The organism is Rhodococcus sp. JVH1 (assembly GCF_000280725.2).
GTDB lineage: Bacteria > Actinomycetota > Actinomycetes > Mycobacteriales > Mycobacteriaceae > Rhodococcus_F > Rhodococcus_F jostii_A.
Genome location: NZ_CP166289.1, coordinates 6,006,430 through 6,025,069 on the forward strand (window position 1 = coordinate 6,006,430; position 18,640 = coordinate 6,025,069).

At 66.5% G+C, this 18,640-nt stretch carries 18 protein-coding genes; 8 read left to right on the forward strand and 10 right to left on the reverse strand.

Annotated elements, in window-relative coordinates; all coding sequences use genetic code 11:
- Positions 1 to 17: 17 nt before the first annotated feature.
- On the reverse strand, positions 18 to 1,217 hold the full coding sequence (locus tag JVH1_RS27945) for an FAD-dependent monooxygenase (RefSeq protein ID WP_009474570.1): 1,200 nt from the start codon (positions 1,215 to 1,217) through the stop codon (positions 18 to 20).
- Between the two features lie 68 nt (positions 1,218 to 1,285).
- The gene (locus JVH1_RS27950) at positions 1,286 to 2,515 is read right to left on the reverse strand and encodes an aromatic acid/H+ symport family MFS transporter (RefSeq protein WP_043778747.1); all 1,230 of its coding nucleotides are present in this window, start codon (positions 2,513 to 2,515) and stop codon (positions 1,286 to 1,288) included.
- 48 nt (positions 2,516 to 2,563) lie between these two features.
- Here JVH1_RS27950 and JVH1_RS27955 point away from each other — a divergent pair, with 48 nt between their 5' ends.
- The 4 genes from JVH1_RS27955 (at position 2,564) to JVH1_RS27970 (ending at position 6,078) form a co-directional block, all read left to right on the forward strand.
- Positions 2,564 to 3,370 carry an IclR family transcriptional regulator gene (locus JVH1_RS27955; protein WP_009474568.1) on the forward strand — a complete coding sequence of 269 codons (807 nt, stop codon included), beginning with the start codon at positions 2,564 to 2,566 and terminating at the stop codon, positions 3,368 to 3,370.
- Positions 3,371 to 3,433: 63 nt separating this feature from the next.
- Positions 3,434 to 4,513, forward strand: a complete 1,080-nt coding sequence (locus tag JVH1_RS27960) for a cupin domain-containing protein (protein ID WP_371113050.1) — start codon at positions 3,434 to 3,436, stop codon at positions 4,511 to 4,513.
- A 6-nt stretch (positions 4,514 to 4,519) separates the two neighbouring features.
- Positions 4,520 to 5,347, forward strand: coding sequence for a fumarylacetoacetate hydrolase family protein (locus tag JVH1_RS27965; RefSeq protein ID WP_371113051.1), 828 nt, complete (start codon positions 4,520 to 4,522; stop codon positions 5,345 to 5,347).
- An 11-nt stretch (positions 5,348 to 5,358) separates the two neighbouring features.
- Positions 5,359 to 6,078, forward strand: coding sequence for a maleylpyruvate isomerase family mycothiol-dependent enzyme (locus JVH1_RS27970; RefSeq protein ID WP_371113052.1), 720 nt, complete (start codon positions 5,359 to 5,361; stop codon positions 6,076 to 6,078).
- Between the two features lie 151 nt (positions 6,079 to 6,229).
- Here the strand turns inward: JVH1_RS27970 and JVH1_RS27975 are convergent, their stop codons facing one another.
- The 3 genes from JVH1_RS27975 to JVH1_RS27985 form a co-directional block, all read right to left on the reverse strand.
- Complete coding sequence (locus tag JVH1_RS27975) at positions 6,230 to 7,069, reverse strand: alpha/beta fold hydrolase (RefSeq protein WP_009474564.1); 840 nt, start codon at positions 7,067 to 7,069, stop codon at positions 6,230 to 6,232.
- 41 nt (positions 7,070 to 7,110) lie between these two features.
- Positions 7,111 to 8,463 (reverse strand): MFS transporter, encoded by a 1,353-nt coding sequence (locus JVH1_RS27980; protein WP_009474563.1) that lies wholly within the window; start codon positions 8,461 to 8,463, stop codon positions 7,111 to 7,113.
- A gap of 231 nt (positions 8,464 to 8,694) precedes the next feature.
- Positions 8,695 to 9,441 (reverse strand): IclR family transcriptional regulator, encoded by a 747-nt coding sequence (locus JVH1_RS27985; RefSeq protein WP_237735122.1) that lies wholly within the window; start codon positions 9,439 to 9,441, stop codon positions 8,695 to 8,697.
- 231 nt (positions 9,442 to 9,672) lie between these two features.
- On the opposite strand from JVH1_RS27985, the gene JVH1_RS27990 reads away from it, so the two are divergent.
- Genes JVH1_RS27990 through JVH1_RS28005 form a run of 4 tightly spaced genes read left to right on the forward strand, consistent with a single transcriptional unit; the run spans position 9,673 to position 14,234 of the window.
- Positions 9,673 to 11,265 (forward strand): bifunctional 3-(3-hydroxy-phenyl)propionate/3-hydroxycinnamic acid hydroxylase, encoded by a 1,593-nt coding sequence (locus JVH1_RS27990; protein WP_009474560.1) that lies wholly within the window; start codon positions 9,673 to 9,675, stop codon positions 11,263 to 11,265.
- A gap of 37 nt (positions 11,266 to 11,302) precedes the next feature.
- Positions 11,303 to 12,292 carry a gamma-resorcylate decarboxylase gene (gene tsdA, locus JVH1_RS27995; RefSeq protein ID WP_009474559.1) on the forward strand — a complete coding sequence of 330 codons (990 nt, stop codon included), beginning with the start codon at positions 11,303 to 11,305 and terminating at the stop codon, positions 12,290 to 12,292.
- Complete coding sequence (locus JVH1_RS28000) at positions 12,289 to 13,374, forward strand: maleylacetate reductase (RefSeq protein ID WP_371113053.1); 1,086 nt, start codon at positions 12,289 to 12,291, stop codon at positions 13,372 to 13,374. Before tsdA ends, JVH1_RS28000 begins: the two co-directional genes overlap by 4 nt.
- Before the next feature lie 11 nt (positions 13,375 to 13,385).
- Positions 13,386 to 14,234: a dioxygenase gene (locus tag JVH1_RS28005; protein WP_009474557.1), complete on the forward strand. Its 849-nt coding sequence runs from the start codon at positions 13,386 to 13,388 to the stop codon at positions 14,232 to 14,234.
- Positions 14,235 to 14,436: 202 nt separating this feature from the next.
- Here JVH1_RS28005 and JVH1_RS28010 read toward each other — a convergent pair whose 3' ends face one another.
- The 5 genes from JVH1_RS28010 to JVH1_RS28030 form a co-directional block, all read right to left on the reverse strand.
- The gene (locus tag JVH1_RS28010) at positions 14,437 to 14,673 is read right to left on the reverse strand and encodes a DUF3263 domain-containing protein (RefSeq protein ID WP_009474556.1); all 237 of its coding nucleotides are present in this window, start codon (positions 14,671 to 14,673) and stop codon (positions 14,437 to 14,439) included.
- 54 nt (positions 14,674 to 14,727) lie between these two features.
- Positions 14,728 to 15,120, reverse strand: coding sequence for a tautomerase family protein (locus JVH1_RS28015; protein ID WP_009474555.1), 393 nt, complete (start codon positions 15,118 to 15,120; stop codon positions 14,728 to 14,730).
- A 126-nt stretch (positions 15,121 to 15,246) separates the two neighbouring features.
- Complete coding sequence (locus JVH1_RS28020) at positions 15,247 to 16,758, reverse strand: CoA-acylating methylmalonate-semialdehyde dehydrogenase (protein WP_009474554.1); 1,512 nt, start codon at positions 16,756 to 16,758, stop codon at positions 15,247 to 15,249.
- A 64-nt stretch (positions 16,759 to 16,822) separates the two neighbouring features.
- Positions 16,823 to 17,170 (reverse strand): cupin domain-containing protein, encoded by a 348-nt coding sequence (locus tag JVH1_RS28025; protein WP_009474553.1) that lies wholly within the window; start codon positions 17,168 to 17,170, stop codon positions 16,823 to 16,825.
- Between the two features lie 32 nt (positions 17,171 to 17,202).
- Complete coding sequence (locus JVH1_RS28030; protein WP_009474552.1) at positions 17,203 to 18,612, reverse strand: FAD-binding oxidoreductase; 1,410 nt, start codon at positions 18,610 to 18,612, stop codon at positions 17,203 to 17,205.
- Positions 18,613 to 18,640: the final 28 nt, after the last annotated feature.

Below are 18,640 nucleotides of genomic sequence, written 5' to 3' on the forward strand. Positions count from 1 at the left end.
TTCCGGCAGAGAAGCGGTTATGACGCGCGATCGGACGAATACCCCCACAGCCAGTCGGTGTACTTGTAGCTCGACGTGTCGCGGGTGCGGAACAGTTCGTTGCGCGCGATGCGGGCGGTGCCGTCGAGGTGCCACAGCTCGCCCCACATGCGTCCGGTGGTGAGGATGCGGTTGCAGCGCGGTGCGCGTTCGGTGTTGACCTCCTTCAGGATCTGCGGCCACGCGGAGTTTCCGCCCGTGGAGAAGTCTTCGGCGGCATAGTCGGCGAGGCACTTGGCGTCCTCGATCGCCATCACAGCTCCCGAGGCCAGGTACTGCAGTGGCGGGTGCGCTGCGTCGCCGAGCAGGATCATCCGCCCGTCCACCCAGTTCTCGATCGGCTCGCGGTCGTACATCGGCCACCAACGATCCTTCCACAGGTAGTCGATCCCGCGGCGGACGTTCTCGTGGCAGTGCGCGTAGGCCTGTTCGAGTTCCTCGGGTCCACCCCAGTTCTCGATTCCGTTCTTGAAACCGGGCGATTCGAACACCGCGACCTGGTTGAGCATCTCGCCGCCGCGCAGCGGGTACTGGATGAAGTGGCACCGCGGTCCGATGTAGCCGACCACGTCCTCGATGTCCTCGTCGAGTTCCACGTCCCGGTACGGGGTGGTGCCCCGGTAGGCGGCGTAGCCGGACGACACGGGTTCGTCGCCGGAGATCTTCTCGCGCAGACGCGATTTGAGGCCGTCCATGCCGAGCGCGATGTCCGCTTCGTGGGTGCGGCCGTCGTCGGTGCTGACGATCGCCTTGTGACCCTCGGTGATCACGTCGGTGACGGTGACGCCCGTGTGCAGTTCGGCGCCCGCCGCACGTGCGGCGTCGACGAGTGTCGCGTGCAGGTCGCTGCGATGGGTCACGAAATACGGTCCGCCGTAGCGGGCGCGGAACTCCGAGCCGAGGTCGATCTTGGTGAGCACCTCCGCGGTGATCGCGTCGCGGAACACGATGTTCTTCGGCAGGAACGCCCGGGAGAGAACGTCGTCGAGCACGCCCCAGGAGTCGAGGATGCGGGCGCCGTGCGGTCCGACCTGCAGTCCGGCGCCGACTTCCCCGAACTCGGAGGCACGTTCGAACAACGTGACGTTCGCACCCTTCTCCGCGAGGGCCAGGGCGTTGGCCGCGCCGCCGATCCCGCCTCCGGCGATGATGATGCGTGCGTCCTGCAGATTCGACATGACAGTTCCTTCGTTTCGAGCGTTCGGGGCAGGTGAGTGGCAATGCGTGCCGGGGCACACGGCAACACTCACGTGGGGGAGGGGAAGCGTCGCCAGATCACGGTGAGCAGCAGTGCGGCGACGAGCGCGCTGACGCCGAAGAGGATGAAGTTGGAATCCGCGCCGAGTCCGGCGGCAAGGAGCAAGCCACCGATCTGCGGTGCGGCGACGGCTCCGACGCGGCCGACGCCGAGCGCCCAGCCGAGGGCCGTGCCCCGCAGATAATCGGGGTAGTAGGACGCGACCGCGGCGATGATGAGGCACTGGGTTCCGTGTGTCCCGACGCCGGCGAGCACGAAGATGACGTAGACCAGCGCCACCGGTGGGGCGGTGAGCAACGTCAGCAGGGCGAGACCCGCGAGGAGTGCGGCGACGACGCTCGTGGGGATCGTGCCGAACCGGACGCCGCCCCACGCGGTGACGAACGAGCCCGCGACGGCGCCGAGGTTGAGCGCGAGGGCGAACGTGAGCGCGCTGCCGAGATCGGTGCCCTCGCCCTGCATGAGTTTGGGCAGCCACGTGCCGAGGCCGTACCAGGCGAGCAGGGTGACCACCGTGGCGAGCGCGAACATGATGCTGACGGAACGGAACCGGGTACCCAGCAGTGCGCTGAAGCCGGTTGCCGGCCGCACCTCCGTCGACGTCACCGCGGCAGTGTGGTCGGGCAGCGTCTTCCACGCGATCGGCACCAGCAGGATCAGCGGGACGAGCGCGAAGGCGAACATCGGCTGCCAACCCCAGTTCGGGATGACGGGGATGCCGAGCAGCGCCGCGATCGAACCGCCGATGGGAACACCGGACATCATCATCGTGGCCACCGCGGCGCGCCACTTCGCAGGTATCAGTTCCGCGGCAAGCGCATTGGAGGTGGGCACGAGGCCGCCCAGGCCGAGTCCGGCGATCAGACGCAACGCGCCGAACATGACGGGTCCGGTCGCCAGCGCACACAGCGCGGTGAACACGGACAGGACGATCGCGCATCCGATCACCGCACGCTTGCGTCCCACCACGTCGGAGAGGCGTCCCGCGAGCACCGCGCCGATCATCATCCCGAGGAATGCGAGGCTGCCGAGCGTGCCCGCGGTCGCGGCGCTGATGCCCCACTCCTTCTGCAGGCTCGGGATGACGTTGCCGTAGACGATGAGGTCGTAGCCGTCGAAGACCACGAAGAGCCAGCAGACGACGACGGCGATCGCGGCGTTGCGGTCCAATCCGACACGGTTCGTCGGCGGCACCGTAGTGGTGGCAGTGAAGGGCATGAATCGAGGGTGATGCGGCGCACAGCTCCCGTGCAATAAAGTTCTGCTGTGCAGAAGAAGCGAACGATCGAAAAGCCGACGTACATGTTGGAGTCCGTCGACAACGCGTTGCGCCTGCTGCAGATGCTGCGCGACGTAGGCGGGCTGCGGCTAAAGGACGCTGCGGAGGAACTCGGCATCGCGCCGTCCACCGCGCACCGGCTGCTGGCGATGCTGGTGTACCGGGGGTTCGCCGTTCAGGACGAGAAACGCATGTACCACCCCGGGTCGGCGATGGGCGCCGGCCCGGCCCAGCGCGGGTGGACGCGCGAGTTCAACGACCTCTGCAGGCCCCACATGGAAGCCCTCGCGATCCTGTGCGGCGAGACCGTCAACCTCGTGATCCGCGTCGGCACCCAGGCGCGCTTCCTGTCGTCCGCCGAGTCGACGGGAATGTTGCGCGTCGGCGACCGTCAGGGGCAGGTGCTCGACGCGGAATTGACTGCGGGAGGGCGCATTCTGCTGGCGGAACTGCCGAGGGAGACCCTCGAGCAGCTGTACCTGCGGCCCGTGAATCTGGCCGACGACGACCGTGAGTGGGGTGACCGCCGCCTGCCTGCCGACGAGTTCGAGCGGTTCTGGCGGGAGTTGTGCGCCGCCCGCGCCGTCGGATTCGCCGTCAACGTGCAGCAGACCGAGGAAGGGGTCGCGGCGTTCGGTGTCGCGATCCGGAACCGGGCTCGCACGGCCGTCGGGGCGCTGACGGTGGCCGTGCCGATCACCCGCTTCCGGCAGCACTCGCAGGGACCGCTGGTGTCGCAGATCAAGAACGCGATCCGCGAACTCGAGGTGGACATCGCCGACCTCGAACCCTGACAAGGTTTCTGCACAGAAGAATTGTCTATCGGCTGGGACGCCAGCCCTCCTAGCGTCGACGCCATGACCGCTACCGAACCGTACGTCGACGACGCTCCGGAGCTGAAGCAGCTCTATACCGACTTCGAGGCCGAGCACCTGAATCCGTTGTGGACCCAGCTCGGTGATCTGATGCCGATGACGCCGACGTCGCGGGCGGTGCCGTTCGTGTGGAAGTGGTCGACGTTGTATCCGTTGGCGCAGCGGGCCGGGGATCTGGTGCCGGTCGGCCGTGGTGGGGAGCGGCGGGCGATCGCCCTGGCGAACCCCGGCCTGGGTGGGGTGCCGTACGTGACGCCGACGTTGTGGGCGGCCATCCAGTATCTGGGCCCGAAGGAGGTGGCCCCCGAGCACCGGCATGCGCAGAACGCGTTCCGGTTCGTCGTCGAGGGGGAGGGGGTGTGGACGGTCGTCAACGGGGACCCGGTCGCGATGCGGCGCGGCGACTTCCTGCTGACCCCGGGCTGGCATTTCCACGGCCACCACAACGAAACCGATCAGCCGATGGCCTGGATCGACGGCCTGGACATCCCGTTCGTGCATTACACCGACACCGGGTTCTTCGAATTCGGGTCCGAGAACGTCACCGACGACTCCACCCCGGATGTGTCCCGGTCGGAGCGGTTGTGGGCGCATCCGGGGCTGCGACCGCTGGTCGGGTTGGACGCGAAGACGTCCTCGCCGATCGCGGCGTACCGGTGGGAGCACACCGACGCCGCGCTGCGCGAGCAACTGCAATTGGAGGACGAGGGGTATGCGGCGACCACCGAACCCGGTCATGCCGCGGTCCGCTACACCAACCCGACCACCGGCGGCGACGTGATGCCCACGATCCGCGCCGAGTTCCACCGCCTGCGCGCCGGCGCCCGCACCCGGTCCCGCCGCGATGTCGGATCCACCGTCTACCAGGTGTTCGACGGCGAGGGCCGGTTCGTCCTCGACGGCCAGAGCCGTGAGGTCGGCACGGGGGACATGATCGTCGTCCCGTCCTGGACGGAGTGGTCGATCGAGGCCGACACCGAGTTCGACCTGTTCGCGTTCTCCGACGCCCCCATCGTCGAGCGCCTGCACTTTGATCGCACGTACATCTCCGAAGGAGCCTGAAATCCCATGAAGCTTGCCACCCTGCGCCGCAACGGTGCCACCGTCGCCGTCCGCGTCGATTCCGACACCACCGGCACGATCATCGACGGATACCCGGACCTGTCCGCGCTGCTGACCGACCCGGACTGGGCGAGCCTCGCGCAGGACGCGTCCGGTGACGTCGTGAATCTCGACGGGGCGGATTACGCCCCGGTGGTCCCGCACCCGGGGAAGATCATCTGCGTCGGTTTGAACTACGCCAACCACATCCAGGAGATGGGCCGGGATCTGCCCGAGTACCCGACCCTGTTCTCCAAGTTCAAGGAGGCGTTGACCGGCCCGTACGACGACGTGATCGTCCCGTCGTATGCCGCCGCCCAGTTGGATTGGGAGGGGGAGTTGGCGTTCGTCGTCGGCAAACAGGCGTACCAGGTGCCCGAGGCCGACGCCGAGCAGTACATCGCCGGGTATTCGGTGATGAACGACTACACGATGCGCGACTACCAGTACCGGACGTTGCAGTGGGATCAGGGCAAGACGTTCGAGAAGACCAGCGGCTTCGGGCCGTTCCTGACCACCACCGACTCGTACACGTTCGGCGGCACCCTGGTCACCACACTCGAGGGGCAGGTGGTGCAGTCCACCACCACCGACGATCTGGTGTTCACCCCGGCCAGGCTGGTGGAGTACATTTCGCACATCGTGACGCTGCAGCCCGGTGACGTGGTGATCACCGGCACCCCGGGCGGGGTGGGGCACGCCCGCAAACCCGGTCTCTACATTCAGGACGGGCAGACCGTCGAGGTCACCATCGAGGGCCTGGGCACCGTCCGCAACACGACGATCGTCAAGTAGGGGTGCACCCGGTGGGTTTTAACGATCTTCCCCTGGCCGAGCGGTTGCTGATCGCCCGCCGCGGCACCGCGTACTTCGCGCAACGCCTCGCCGAACTGTCCGACGAGCAGCTGTCCGAGCCGACCGGGTTGGCGGGGTGGTCGCGGGCGCATCTGCTCGCGCACGTCGGCTACAACGCGGCCGCGTTGTGCCGGCTGCTGGACTGGGCGGCCACCGGGATCGAGACCCCGATGTATGCGTCGGCGGAGCAGCGGGGCCGGGAGATCGCCGAGGGCGCCACCCTGCCGGCGGCGGCGCTACGGAACCTGTTCGACCACACCGTCGCCCGCCTCGACGAGAAGTGGCGTCACCTGCCCGCCTCGGCGTGGGAGGCGCAGGTCCGCACCGCGCAGGGCCGTCTGGTGCCGGTGTCGGAGACGGCGTGGATGCGCACCCGGGAAGTCTGGATCCACGCCGTCGACCTCGGCAACGGCGGCCGGTTCGGCGACTTCCCCGACGTGGTCCTCGAGTCGCTGCTCACCGACATCGTCGGAATGTGGCAAAAGAAGGACCTCGGCGCCGGCCTGATACTGGCGGTCGACGGAGGTGAACCGGTTGCGGTGCAGACGGATTCACCACCCACCGAGAAGGTGTCCGGGCCCCTCGCCGCGGTCGTGCGGTGGGCCGCCGGGCGCGGCACCGTCGGCATGAACATCGACGGCGAAGTCGGGGAACCGCCGCGTTGGCTTTGATCCATAGACAGGCGCCGAGGCCGCGGCTGTGGATAGCCGATAACCTTCGACGAACGCCTGTAGGCCGCGAATAGTTGACTACCGCAGGTCAAGTCAATGCATCGACAACTTGACGGACGTCGGATCGCCTCTCGCCGCTGAGCGGTCGTACTCATGAACCGTCGCCGGTGTGGGCAGTGTGGTCGGTTCGGGTCGGTTCTCCACGGACGGCGGCCACGAACTCGGCAGGGCAGTCGAGGTGGATCAGGTGTCCGGCGCCATTGATGACAACGGTGTCGATGTCCGGTCGCCGGCGCTGTAGTCGCGTGTGCAGTCCGGTCATCCACGGTGAACTTTCCGAGCCGAGGACCCACGTGATCGGCATCGGCAGCTTCACCACGGCGCGAACCGAGATGTGCTCGGCCATGACTCCGAAAGGGTGCGGGTCCCATTCGGCCAGAACCGGTGTGGCGTTGCGGAGAATGTCGTTCCGGAGGCTGTCGTCGGCGAGGTCGTAGCTGTTGCCACCGGACTGTAGGGCGGTGGCGAACCGGAAGAACACCTCCGTCGCCTCCTGCGGGTGGCCGCGCAATTGAAGCAGTTTCAGGCGAACTGCGGTCGCGAGCACCGCCCGATCGGCGTGCCGCAGTCCGTGAAATGGGGCTTCGACCACGACCAGCTCGGAGAACAGATCCGGGCGAGCGGTGGCGGATGCCAGCACAATGTTTCCGCCGGAACTCCATCCAAGCACCTTCGCCGGCTCTCCCACGGCTTGGTCGAGGACGGCGCAGAGATCTCGAGCATGGATACGGTGATCACGGACGGGCCTGTGCTCGGACTGTCCGTATCCGCGGCGATCGTAGACGGTGACGCGATGGTCGGAGGCCAGGTTGTCGATGACGCCGTCCCACGTGGTCATGTCTGTGGCCGAGCCGTGGACGAGAACCAAGGGTTTGCCGCTTCCGACGGTGCGGTAGTGCAGTCTTGCTCCGGGTAGGTCGATGCTGGGCATTTGCGCGCTCCTGTTCTGTGACCCCTTGTGTAGAAAATCGTTCAGCGCCGGGAGTGATTCTGAGCATCCGCCAATCTGGTGGCCGGTATCGCGTCGCCGTGGACCGGATCAATGCGCGACTCGCGCCGCGGAACGAGTACTGCGGTCAGCGCGCCGAGCAGACCCACGATGGCGAAGCTGTAGAAGTTCCCGTCGACGCCGTTCGCATGGTCGAGCACGAATGCGCCGAGGGTCGGGCCCGCGATGGCTCCGAGGCGGCCGACCGACAGGGCCCAGGCGAGACCACTGCTGCGGTTCTCAGGGTCGTAGACGGACAGGATGTAGGCGTTGGCGAGGATCTGGGAGCCGATGAACCCGAATCCGCTGACGAACATGAGCAGGAAGAGCAGGAACGTCGGCGGCTGAAGACTCATGAGGACCAGGCTGACAGTTCCGGTGAGGAACGCGGTCACGACGACGATGCGCGGTCCGAAACGGTCCGCGACGGGGCCGGCCGCGATGACGCCGACGAACACACCGAGCCACATGGCTGCGGTCTGGAGCAGGGCAGAACCGAGGGAGTAGCCGGCGGCCTGCATGATCGAGGGCAGCCATGCGCTGATGCCGAATACGAGCAGGAGGCCGCAGAAGGACATGGCCCAGAACAGCAGGGTGGTGGGGGCGAGTCGGCGTGTGAGCAGCGGGCCGAGGCCGAAGAGTCGGCCGGCCTGCTCGTTGGCGACGTGGCTCGAGGGAAGGCCGTAGCGGGTCTCGATCTCGGCGGCCTCCGCGCCGCGTCCGGTGAGGCGCAGGTGGAATGGGCTCTCCGGAAGGCGGAAGACCAATGGGAGTGCGACGAGTGGGATGACGACACCGATCAGGTAGAGCCAGCGGAACGAGACCTCCGGAAGCAATGCGGCGCCGAGCAGGGGTGCGGCGAGCGCTCCGATGGCGTACCCGCTCATCATCAGTCCGATGTGTCGGCTGCGGCGCCGCGGTGCGCTGAGGTCGGCTACGTACGCGTTGAGGGTCGGAAGAACGACGCCCAGACCGAGTCCGACGACGAGACGTCCGAAGCCGAACGCTTCGGCGCTGTACGCGAAGGTTGAGACAAGCATGCCGACGGTGAAGACGGCGATCGATCCAACCAGGAGCCGTCGGGGGCCGATGCGGTGAACGATTGCGCCGGCCAGGGCGGCTCCGATGAGCATGCCGACGCCGACGAGCGAGCCGATGGTTCCTGCCTCGCTACGGTCCATGCCGAGCGAGGGCGTCTGGAGGAGCACCGGGAGGGTGGCGCCGTAGATCGCGAGGTCGAAGCCCTCGAGGGTCGCTACGAGCCAGGTGACTGCTAACAGTGTGCGGGTGGCGCCGGGCAGGCGATCCGAGCGGGGGAGAGCGGGTGCGCGACTCATGGGACGCTCCTGTCGAGAAGAGGGCGATGGCACCGCAGCGGGGTGCGTGCGTTCACGATTGGCAGCCATCCGATGGACCGTTCGCAACGGTCCAACCTCGGTGCCGCACTCGTCACAGATCTGGCACTACCAGGTTATGACGCGAGTCACATTTGAACATAGCGAAATGAATTCCGCAATAGTGAATCCCTGTCCGGGCGTGCCTGGTCCCGTGAGGAGCGATGGAATCGCTCAGGCGACTGGCCCGCCGGCGGCTCCACCGACGCTGCCGTAGTCCTGCGAGATCGCCTTCGTCGTGCGCAGCAGTTCCATAGTCACCTCGGCGACCGTGGCCGCGTCACCGAGCGACGACGGAAGTGCCACTGCCACAGCCAGGGGGATCGACTGGCCGGCCGGGTAGACCGGAGCTGCGACCGACATGATGCCCGGAATCACCTCACCCGAGATGGTGGCGACGCCCTGCTCGCGCACGGTGGCCCGTAGCCGGGCCACCTCGCTCTTGTTGGGTGCGTTCGCGCCGAGTGTCTCGAGTTCGGTCTCCACGATCGATGCTGTCATCGTGGTCGGCAGGTGGGCCAGGTAGATGCGTCCGATCGCGGAGGTGAGCAGTGGCATTGTCGCGCCCACCCGGATTGTGATCGGGAGTGCGTGCGCGCCGTAGTCCCAGCGCACCAGAACGGGACCGTGGTCGCCCCATACCGCGAGATTGACGGCGTGCCCGGTGCGATCACGCAAGCCGGGGAGGTGCTCCGACGCCACGCCGACCTCGTCCATGCGGCGCAGTGATTCGATGCCCAGTCGACGCATCGCCGGTCCGAAGTCATAGAGCCCGGATCGGTGAGACTGCACGACGAGCCCCGCGCGACCCAGGCTGACCAAGTAGCGGTGAACCTTGCTCGCGGCCATCCCGGAGGCGTTCGCGATCTGCGTGAGGCTCATCGGCCCAAGTCCGCTTTCGAGGGCCTCGATGACAGTCATGGCGAGCTCCACCGACTGGATGCCTTGACGGGGGCCGGCGCTCTCGGCATCTGCAGTGGAATCGGAATTTGGGGAGGTCGTCACGGGAAACCACCTTATGGCTCGCTGGAAGGTTGGGGGTGATCGAGAACTGATTCACTACTATGCATTGACTTTACTAATAATAAACTCGTACGGTGTGGTTGCAATCACACGTGACGCGAAGTCACGAAAGTCGAAAGGAACAACGGCATGTCTGCCTTCGCACAGCCGCCGGGCGCGGGAAGAAAAGCAGTCGACGTCGCGATCGTCGGCAGCGGCCCTACCGGGATGGCACTGGCGGCGCTCCTGGGGCGCCAGGGCCGGAGCGTCGTTGTCCTCGAGAGGTACACGGGTCTGTACAATCTGCCGCGCGCCGCCGCGTTCGACGACGAGACCATGCGCACATTCCAGAAACTCGGCGTCGCGGAGAAGATGCTGCCCGGCACCAATATCCAGCGCGGCTACGTATGGGTGAACGGCGACGACGAAGTGTTGCTGGACATCGAGTTCGACAACCCGGGCCGCTGCGGATGGCCGGCGCAGTACATGATGTACCAGCCCCACCTCGAATCCGTTCTCGACGAGCTCATTACGTCCCTGCCAACCGTCGAGATCCGCCGCGGGATGACGGTCGAGTCCGTCGACCAGCAGGACGGTGACGACGTCCTCGTCCGCGCCACCGACGTCGAGGGCAGCGCGTACCTGGTTCGTGCCCGCTATGTCGTCGGCTGCGACGGGGGGAACGGCGTCGTCCGCCAGTTCGCCGGCGGCGAACTCGACGACTACGGGTTCTTCGAGAACTGGCTCGTCTGCGACTTCCAGCTCAACCGCGACGTGCCGGATCTCCCCACCTTCCGTCAGGTCTGCGACCCCGCCGAACCGATCGCCATCGTCAACATCGGACCCCGCTTCCACCGATTCTCGTTCCGGCTCGAAAGCGCAGCGAATCGCGAGGAGGTTGTTCACCCGGACAAGGTGTGGCCACGCGTAGCGACGTATCTCACCCCGGAGGATGCGGAGCTCGTCCGCGTCGCCAACTACACGTTCCGGTCATGCATCACCACGCAGTGGCGTCACGGTCGGATTCTTCTCGCCGGCGACGCGGCACACCAGATGCCGCCGTTCCTGGCGCAGGGCATGGTGTCGGGAATCCGCGACGCACGGAACCTGGCCTGGAAGCTCGACATGGTGCTCGCCGGCCACCCCGACTCGCTGCTCGACACCTACCAAGCCGAACGTGAACCGCACGTCCGCTACATCACCGAGAAGGCAATCGAACTGGGTCGGGTCCAGACGATGCGGGACACCGCGCTCGCCGCCCAGCGCGATGCGCAGATGATCGCTGCGCGCAAAGCCAACCAGAAGCCGGACAAATTGCGATACCCCGCGTTGTCGGGAGGCCTGATCGCCAACCACGGCGACATGTTCCCGCAGGGCCTGGTGTCGACGTCGAGCACCACCGCACTCTTCGACGAGATCGCCGGCACCGGATGGCTCGTCGTCGCCGACGGACCACAGGTGTTGTCCGACATCGCCGAAGGCGACCGCACCGCATTCACCGAAATCGGCGGCAAAGAGGTGATTTTCGGCCTCACGTCGATGTTCGACCGAGCGCCCGTCTCCGACACCGCCGGCGTGTACACCAGATGGTTCGCCGCCCACGAGTGCGTCGCCGCCATCGTGCGGCCCGACGGCTACGTCTTCGGACTCGCACGCGACGCCGCCGAGCTCGCAGGCCTCGTCAAGGAGCTCGTCGCCGCCGTCGCTCCCGTGCCGTCCCGGCCCCGGGCGCCCACGGCCTGACACCCCACCACCGACAAACACCTCGAGGAGAAAACTGATGCAGGGCAAGATCGCACTGGAAGAGCACTTCGCCATCCCGGAGACGCTGAACGACTCCGCGGGCTTCGTACCCGGAACCTACTGGGACGAGCTGCAGGCTCGGCTTCTCGACATCCAGGATGTTCGCCTGAAACTGATGGACGAGCACAACATCGAAACGATGATCCTCTCGCTCAACGCTCCTGCCGTGCAGGCCATCCCCGAACGAGACCGCGCCATCGACATTGCACGCCGCGCCAACGACGTACTCGCCGAGGAATGCGCCAAGCGCCCGGACCGATTCCGCGGCTTCGCTGCGCTGCCGCTCCAGGACCCCGACGCCGCCGCCGAGGAACTGCGACGCTGCGTCACCGAACTGGGCTTCGTCGGCGCACTGGTCAACGGGTTCTCCCAGAGTGCGACGGTGGACGGCGGCAGTACCCCCCTCTACTACGACCTCCCCCGGTACCGACCCTTCTGGGCAGAGGTCGAGCGCCTCGACGTGCCCTTCTACCTCCACCCGCGCAACCCGCTGAACCAGGACGCCCGAATCTACGAGGGCCACCCGTGGCTGCTCGGTCCGACGTGGGCCTTCGCGCAGGAGACTGCCGTCCATGCGTTGCGCTTGATGGCCTCTGGTCTCTTCGACGAGCACCCCGGCCTGCGGATCGTCCTCGGTCACATGGGTGAGGGCATCCCCGCGATGCTCTGGCGCATCGACCACCGCAACGCCTGGGTCGACGTGCCGCCCGCTTACCCAGCGAAACGTCGCATGGTCGACTACTTCACGGAAAACTTTTTCGTCACGACCTCCGGTAACTTCCGCACCCAGACGCTGATCGACCTGTTGCTCGAGCTCGGCTCGGAGCGCGTGATGTTCTCGACTGACTGGCCCTTCGAGAACATCAACCACGCCGCCGAGTGGTTCGACGCTGCCAGCATCTCCGAGGCAGACCGGCTCAAGATCGGTCGGACCAACGCCGCCACGTTGTTCAAACTCGACCGGTGAACCGGCAGGAGTCGGCGGTGCGGCCCTTCGTCCACAGCGGATCGCCAGCGCGCATCGTCTTCGGGCGAGGTGCCCGCGACGGCGTGCGGGAGGAAGTCGAGCGCCTGGGGGCACGACGGGCAGTGGTGCTGTCGACGCCCCAGCAGAGGGAGAGTGCGGGGCGCCTCGCCGACGACCTGGGTGCGCTCGGTGTCGGCGTCATCGACCGCGCCACCATGCACACCCCCATCGAGGTCACCGCCCGAGCACTGGTCGAGATCGAGCACTTTGGCGCGGACTGCGTCGTCGCCCTGGGAGGCGGTTCGACCACGGGTCTCGGCAAGGCGATCGCGGCTCGGACCGGTCTTCCCCAGGTCGCTGTGCCCACTACATACGCGGGCTCGGAGGTGACCCCGATCCTCGGCGAGACCGAGAACGGGGTGAAGACCACGCGGCGGGGCCCCGAGATCTTGCCCGAGACAGTTGTTTACGATCCGGCCCTCACCGACTCTTTGCCGATTCCCCTCAGCATCGCCAGCGGATTGAACGCGATGGCACATGCCGCCGAGGGGGTATATGCGCGCGACGGGAGCCCGATCTTCACCCTCATGGCCCTGGAGGGCCTCGCCGCTCTGCGCGACGCCCTGCGTGAGCTGACGAGCGACCCCGCCGACCACGGTGCGCGAGATCGCGCCCTCTACGGCGCGTGGTTGTGCGGGACCGTCCTCGGCGGCGTCGGAATGTCCGTCCACCACAAGCTGTGCCACACCCTCGGCGGCGCGCTCGACTTACCTCATGCACAGACCCACGCAATCCTGCTTCCGCACACGATCGGCTTCGTGGAGGAAACCGAACCCACGGTCCTTGCACCCGTCGCGGACCTGTTCGGGGGGAGTGCCGGCCGGGGCCTCCACGATTTCGCAGTGGAAGTCGGCGCTCCCCGCCGTCTCTCCGAGTTGGGGGTCACGCCCGAGCAGTTGGACCGTGTCGCGGACTTGGCGCTCGCCGCGCCCTACTGGTCCCCGCGCCCGTTGGACCGCGACTCCATCCGCCGACTGCTGCAGCACGCCTACGACGGCACCCGCCCAGAATCAACCCCGTAAGGAGGATCGGCATGACCACGTACTTCACCGAGGATCAGTCCGTCGGCACTGTCAACGGTCGAATGGGGATCGACGCCGGTGACCGGGCCGCCGTCGTGATGGAAAGCCTTGTCCGACATCTGCACTCGTTCGTCAGGGATGTCGGTATCACCCAGGCCGAGTGGGACCTTGCGATCGACTTCCTGACGCGAACCGGACAGATCTGTGGGCCCGAGCGGCAGGAATTCATCCTGCTGTCGGACACCCTCGGGGTATCGATGCTGGTCGACGCCATCAATCACCGCAGGCCCACCGGCGCCACCGAGAACACCGTCTTCGGTCCGTTCCACGTCGAGGGGGCGCCGATCCGGCAGATGGGGGATGACATTTCCCTCGACGGCAAAGGCGAGTCCTGCCTCTTCGCGGGGCAGGTCCGTGACCTCGACGGCCATCCGATCGAGGGCGCATGCGTCGACGTCTGGTCGGACAATGCGGATGGCTACTACGACGTTCAGCAGCCAGACATCCAACCCCAATGGAACAATCGGGGTCGATTCCTCACAGGCGCAGACGGCCGATACCTGTTCCGCGGCATCAAGCCTACGGCTTACCCGATCCCGGACGACGGTCCTGTGGGGCAAATGCTCGACCGGCTCGGGCGGCATCCGTACCGACCCGCGCACATGCATTTCCTCGTCACCGCCGAGGGCTACGAACGTCTGGTGACCCACACCTTCGTGGAGGGTGACAGCTACCTCGAGTCCGACGCCGTCTTCGGTGTGAAAGAGGCGCTGATCGCCACCTACGACAAGAACAGTGACGACTCCGCCACAGCATGGTCGTCACAATACGACTTCGTACTCACGCGTGGCAGCAGCTGACCTCGTCGTCCTGAAGCCTCCGGCAGCCAGCTGGCCGATCTCGCTGTCACCACGACCCCGCAGTGGCTCGCCCACGAACGAAATGCGTTCTGCGAGGGCCTGCTCACTCCGAAGCCAGGTTACAACTCAGGATCGCCTCGACCACGGATTGAGGTGTTGCTCTCGCGGGTATCAGTCGGCAGACGTATTGCGGGGTTGTCCCTTACCGGCGCCGGGGCACGTTTGTCGTGGTCGCTAATCGTTGCATGCACCGGAGTCGAATTCGCAGGATCGTGGATGGGTCGATCGACCGGGCCGCGGGGGTGTCCAGCAAGTGCAGAACCCGGCGGTAGTACTCCTCGAGACTGATGCCGAAGGTTGGCAGTACGTGCTCGTCACCGCCGTCGTAGGGCGCCCATGTCGCGGCGAATGTGAGGATCTCTGTCTGATAGCCGACCATGTCGATGTCCGTTCTGGTGGGGCTGTCCCGCCCAGCAACTGCTGTGGCCGGCGCTCAGAGGTGTCCTTCCACGAATTGGGCGATGCCGTTGCCGAAGGACCAGTCGTCGCGTGTGTTCGCGAGCACCGAGACGATCACATCGGTTGGCGCCAAACCGGTCTCGGTGTGCAGGCGATCAGCGAGTGCCCGATACATGGCCTTCTTCTGCTCCTGGCTGCGGCCCTGTTGGGCCACCTGCACGACCATGATGTCGTCGGTGCGCTCGAATCCCAGTCCGGTGTCCTCGGCGATGATCTGACCTGGCTTGTGCTCGGAGATGATTTGGTAGCGGTCTCGGTCCGGTGCGGCGAAGTGCTCGAGCATCACGTCCTGCACTACGTCCGCGAGGTGACGAAGCTGTTCAGGAGTACGCCTGTTCTCGATGACGTGGATGTGAACGAGAGGCATGACGTGCTCCTTGATGGTGTGATGGGTGATCGTGCGGGTGGGGCCTGTGCGGGGTACGGTCCGAGATCCGCACCCCGCACAGGTGATTGGTGAGCTTTCCGTCTACGAAAGCCTTATGGAAGGGGGCTAGTTGTTCTGGGGGAAGCCGAGGTTGAGGCCGCCGTGGCTGGGGTCGAGCCAGCGGGTGGTGACGACCTTGCCGCGGGTGAAGAAGTGGACGCCTTCGGTGCCGTGCGCGTGGGTGTCGCCGAAGAGGGAGTTCTTCCAGCCACCGAAGCTGTAGTACGCCATCGGGACGGGGATGGGGACGTTGATGCCGACCATGCCGACCTCGACCTCGTTCTGGAACCGTCGGGCGGCGCCGCCGTCGTTGGTGAAGATGGCGGTGCCGTTGCCGAACGGGCTCGAGTTCACCAATTCCAGGGCCTCGTCGTAGGAGCCGACCCGGATGACGGAGAGGACGGGTCCGAAGATTTCGTCGGTGTAGACGGACATGTCGGTGGTGACGTGGTCGATCAGGGTGGGTCCGAGCCAGAACCCGTCCTTGCCGCCATTGGCCTGCACGGTGCGCCCGTCCACGACGATCGTGGCGCCGTCCTTTTCGCCGGCGTCGATGTAGGAGGCGACCTTGTCGCGGTGCACCTTGGTCACCAGTGGTCCCATGTCGGAGTCCTGGGTGCCGTCGCCGATCTTCAACGTGTCGGTGCGGTCCTTGATCTTGGCGACCAGTTCGTCGGCGATGTCGCCGACCGCGACCAGGGCACTGATGGCCATGCAGCGTTCGCCCGCGGAGCCGAAGCCGGCGTTGACCATGGCGTCGGCGGCCAGATCCAGGTCGGCGTCGGGGAGGACGATGGCGTGGTTCTTCGCCCCACCCAGGGCCTGGACGCGTTTGCCGTGGGCGGTGCCGGTGGCGTAGACGTACTGGGCGATGGGGGTGGAGCCGACGAAGCTGATGGCCTTGATGGCGGGGTTGGTGAGCAGTTCGTCGACGGCGGTCTTGTCGCCCTGCAGGACGTTGAACACGCCGGCGGGGAGGCCGGCCTCGGCCCAGAGTTCGGCCATCCAGATCGCGGCGGTCGGGTCCTTCTCCGACGGCTTCAACACCACGGTGTTGCCGGCGGCGATGGCGATGGGGAAGAACCACATCGGGACCATGGCGGGGAAGTTGAACGGGGAGATGATCCCGACCGGGCCGACGGGTTGGCGGAGGGAGGAGACGTCGATGTTGGTGGAGGCGTTTTCGGTCATGCCGCCCTTGAGCAGGTGCGCGATGCCGCAGGCGAATTCGACGACCTCCTGGCCGCGGGACACCTCACCGAGTGCGTCGGAGACGACCTTGCCGTGCTCGGCGGTGATGATCTCCGCCAACTCGCCCTTGCGGGCGTTGAGCAGTTCCCGGAACGTGAAGATCACCTGGGTGCGCTTGGCGAGGGAGGTGTCGCGCCAGGCGGGGAACGCGGCGGCGGCGGCGTCGATGACGGCGCGGGCGTCCTCGACACTGGCGAGGGCGACCTGACCGGTGACGGCACCGGTGGCCGGGTTGGTGACCGGGGCGGTGTTGCCGCTGGTACCGGCGAATCCCTTGCCGTCGGACCAGTGTGGGATCGCCCGAAGGGTGCTGTCGTTGTGTGTCATGAAGTGGGGTCCTGTCGAATGAGAAGTAGCTGGTGGTCTCGTCGGGGAAGCGGCACAATCGGCATCAGAAGATGGTGTATGCCTTGCGGACGGTTTCGGTGACGTCCCAGCGTCCGGACCATCCCGGAGGCAGGACCACGAAGTCGCCGGCCGAGATCTCGACCTTGGTGCCGGTCTCGTCGTCGGTGAGTGTGGCCTTGCCTTCGAGGACGTAGCAGGTTTCGGTGTTGGGTCGGTCGACGACAGGCCAGCCGCCGGGCCGGCATTCCCAGATTCCGATCTGGGCGTCGGTGCCGCCGTCGACGGGCAGGGTGCGCAGCTGGGGGTCGCCGCTGTCGGCGCCGGGTCGCTGGCCGGCGGGGGTCAGCTCACCGTTCACGACGGTGGCGGGCAGGTGGATCAGTGAAGCCATGGTCGATATCTCCGTTATCGGTCGAAGGGATGTCAGTGGGCGCCGGTGAGTTTTTCCAGCAGCGCGGACACCTTGGACGGTTTGCTGGTGATGCGCTCTTCGAGGTCCGCGGTCGCGGCGGCTCGCAGTCCGGCGTTGACCCCGAACCAGCGGAAGGGTTCGACCTCCCATTTGGGGGAGTGGTGGTTGACCACGGGGAGTGAGTTCAGGTTGTCGCGCTTGTCGAGGATGAGGTTGCGCAGGATGCGGCCGGCGAGGTTGCTGGTGGCGACCCCGTCGCCTACATACGGTCCGGCCCAGGCCATTTTGTTGTTCTGGTCGTAGCCGACCGAGGGGAACCAGTCGCGCGGGACACCGAGTGGGCCGCCCCACCGGTGGGTGATCGGTTCGTCCTTCAGTGTCGGGAAGAACTCGTGCATCGTGTCGATGATCTTCTCGTGGATTTTCGCGTCGACGTCGAACGACGGGTGGACCTTGGACCGGAAGTGGTACGGCGCCCCGCGTCCGCCGAAGACGAGGCGGCCGTCGTTGGTCGGGTGGGCGTAGATCCGCAGGTTCCGCATGTCGTTGAACGCGGTTCGGTCGTCGAGGCCGAGTTCGAGACGGACCTCGTCCGGCAGCGGGGCGGTTGCGACGACGAGCGAGTACAGCGGCGCCACGTTGCGCCGGTATTCGGGGAATTCGGGGGTGAACGCCTCGGTGGCGCGGATGACGACGGATGCGGTGACCGAGCCGTGCTGCGTCCAGACGATGCCCTTGCCGATCTCGTCGACCGCGGTGTCCTCGTAGATGACCCCGCCGCGTTCCTCGACCCAGCCGGCGAGACCGCGCACCAGCTTGTCCGGATGCAGCAGCGCGCAGTGCTCGGTGTAGATACCGCCGAGCACACCGGCTGCGTTGACCTTCTCGCGCGCGGCGTCGGCACCGAGCAACTGCCACTGCCCGTGGGTGCCGAACTTCTCGGCGCCATCGACGGTCGCCTTCGCCCGCGCCCATTGCGCCTGGCTGCGGGCGAGGGAGACGAATCCGTCGCGGGAGTATTCGCAGTCGATCTTCTCGGCCGCGACGACGTCGCCGATCTCGCTGACCGTTTCGTTCATCGCCGCCTGCAGATCGAGAGCGGCGCGATGCGAGTACAGCTGTTCGACGCGGCCGAGCGACACCGGGAAGATCGACGACGCCCACCCACCGTTGCGTCCCGAGGCGCCGAAGCCGGCGTATTCCCGTTCGAGCAGAACTACTTTCAGCGTCGGGTCGGCCTGCAGCAGATAGTAGGCCGCCCACAGTCCGGTGAACCCGGCACCGACGATCGCCACGTCGGCGGTGATGTTGCCGGGCAGCGCGGGCCGCCGGGATGTGTGCTCTCGGTCTTCGCGCCACAGGGGTGTACCGTCTGCGGCACCTGACACGCCGCGCTCCGCGCGGGCGTTACTGACCACCATTTACAGCCTCCAGCCGTTCGTTCGTTCG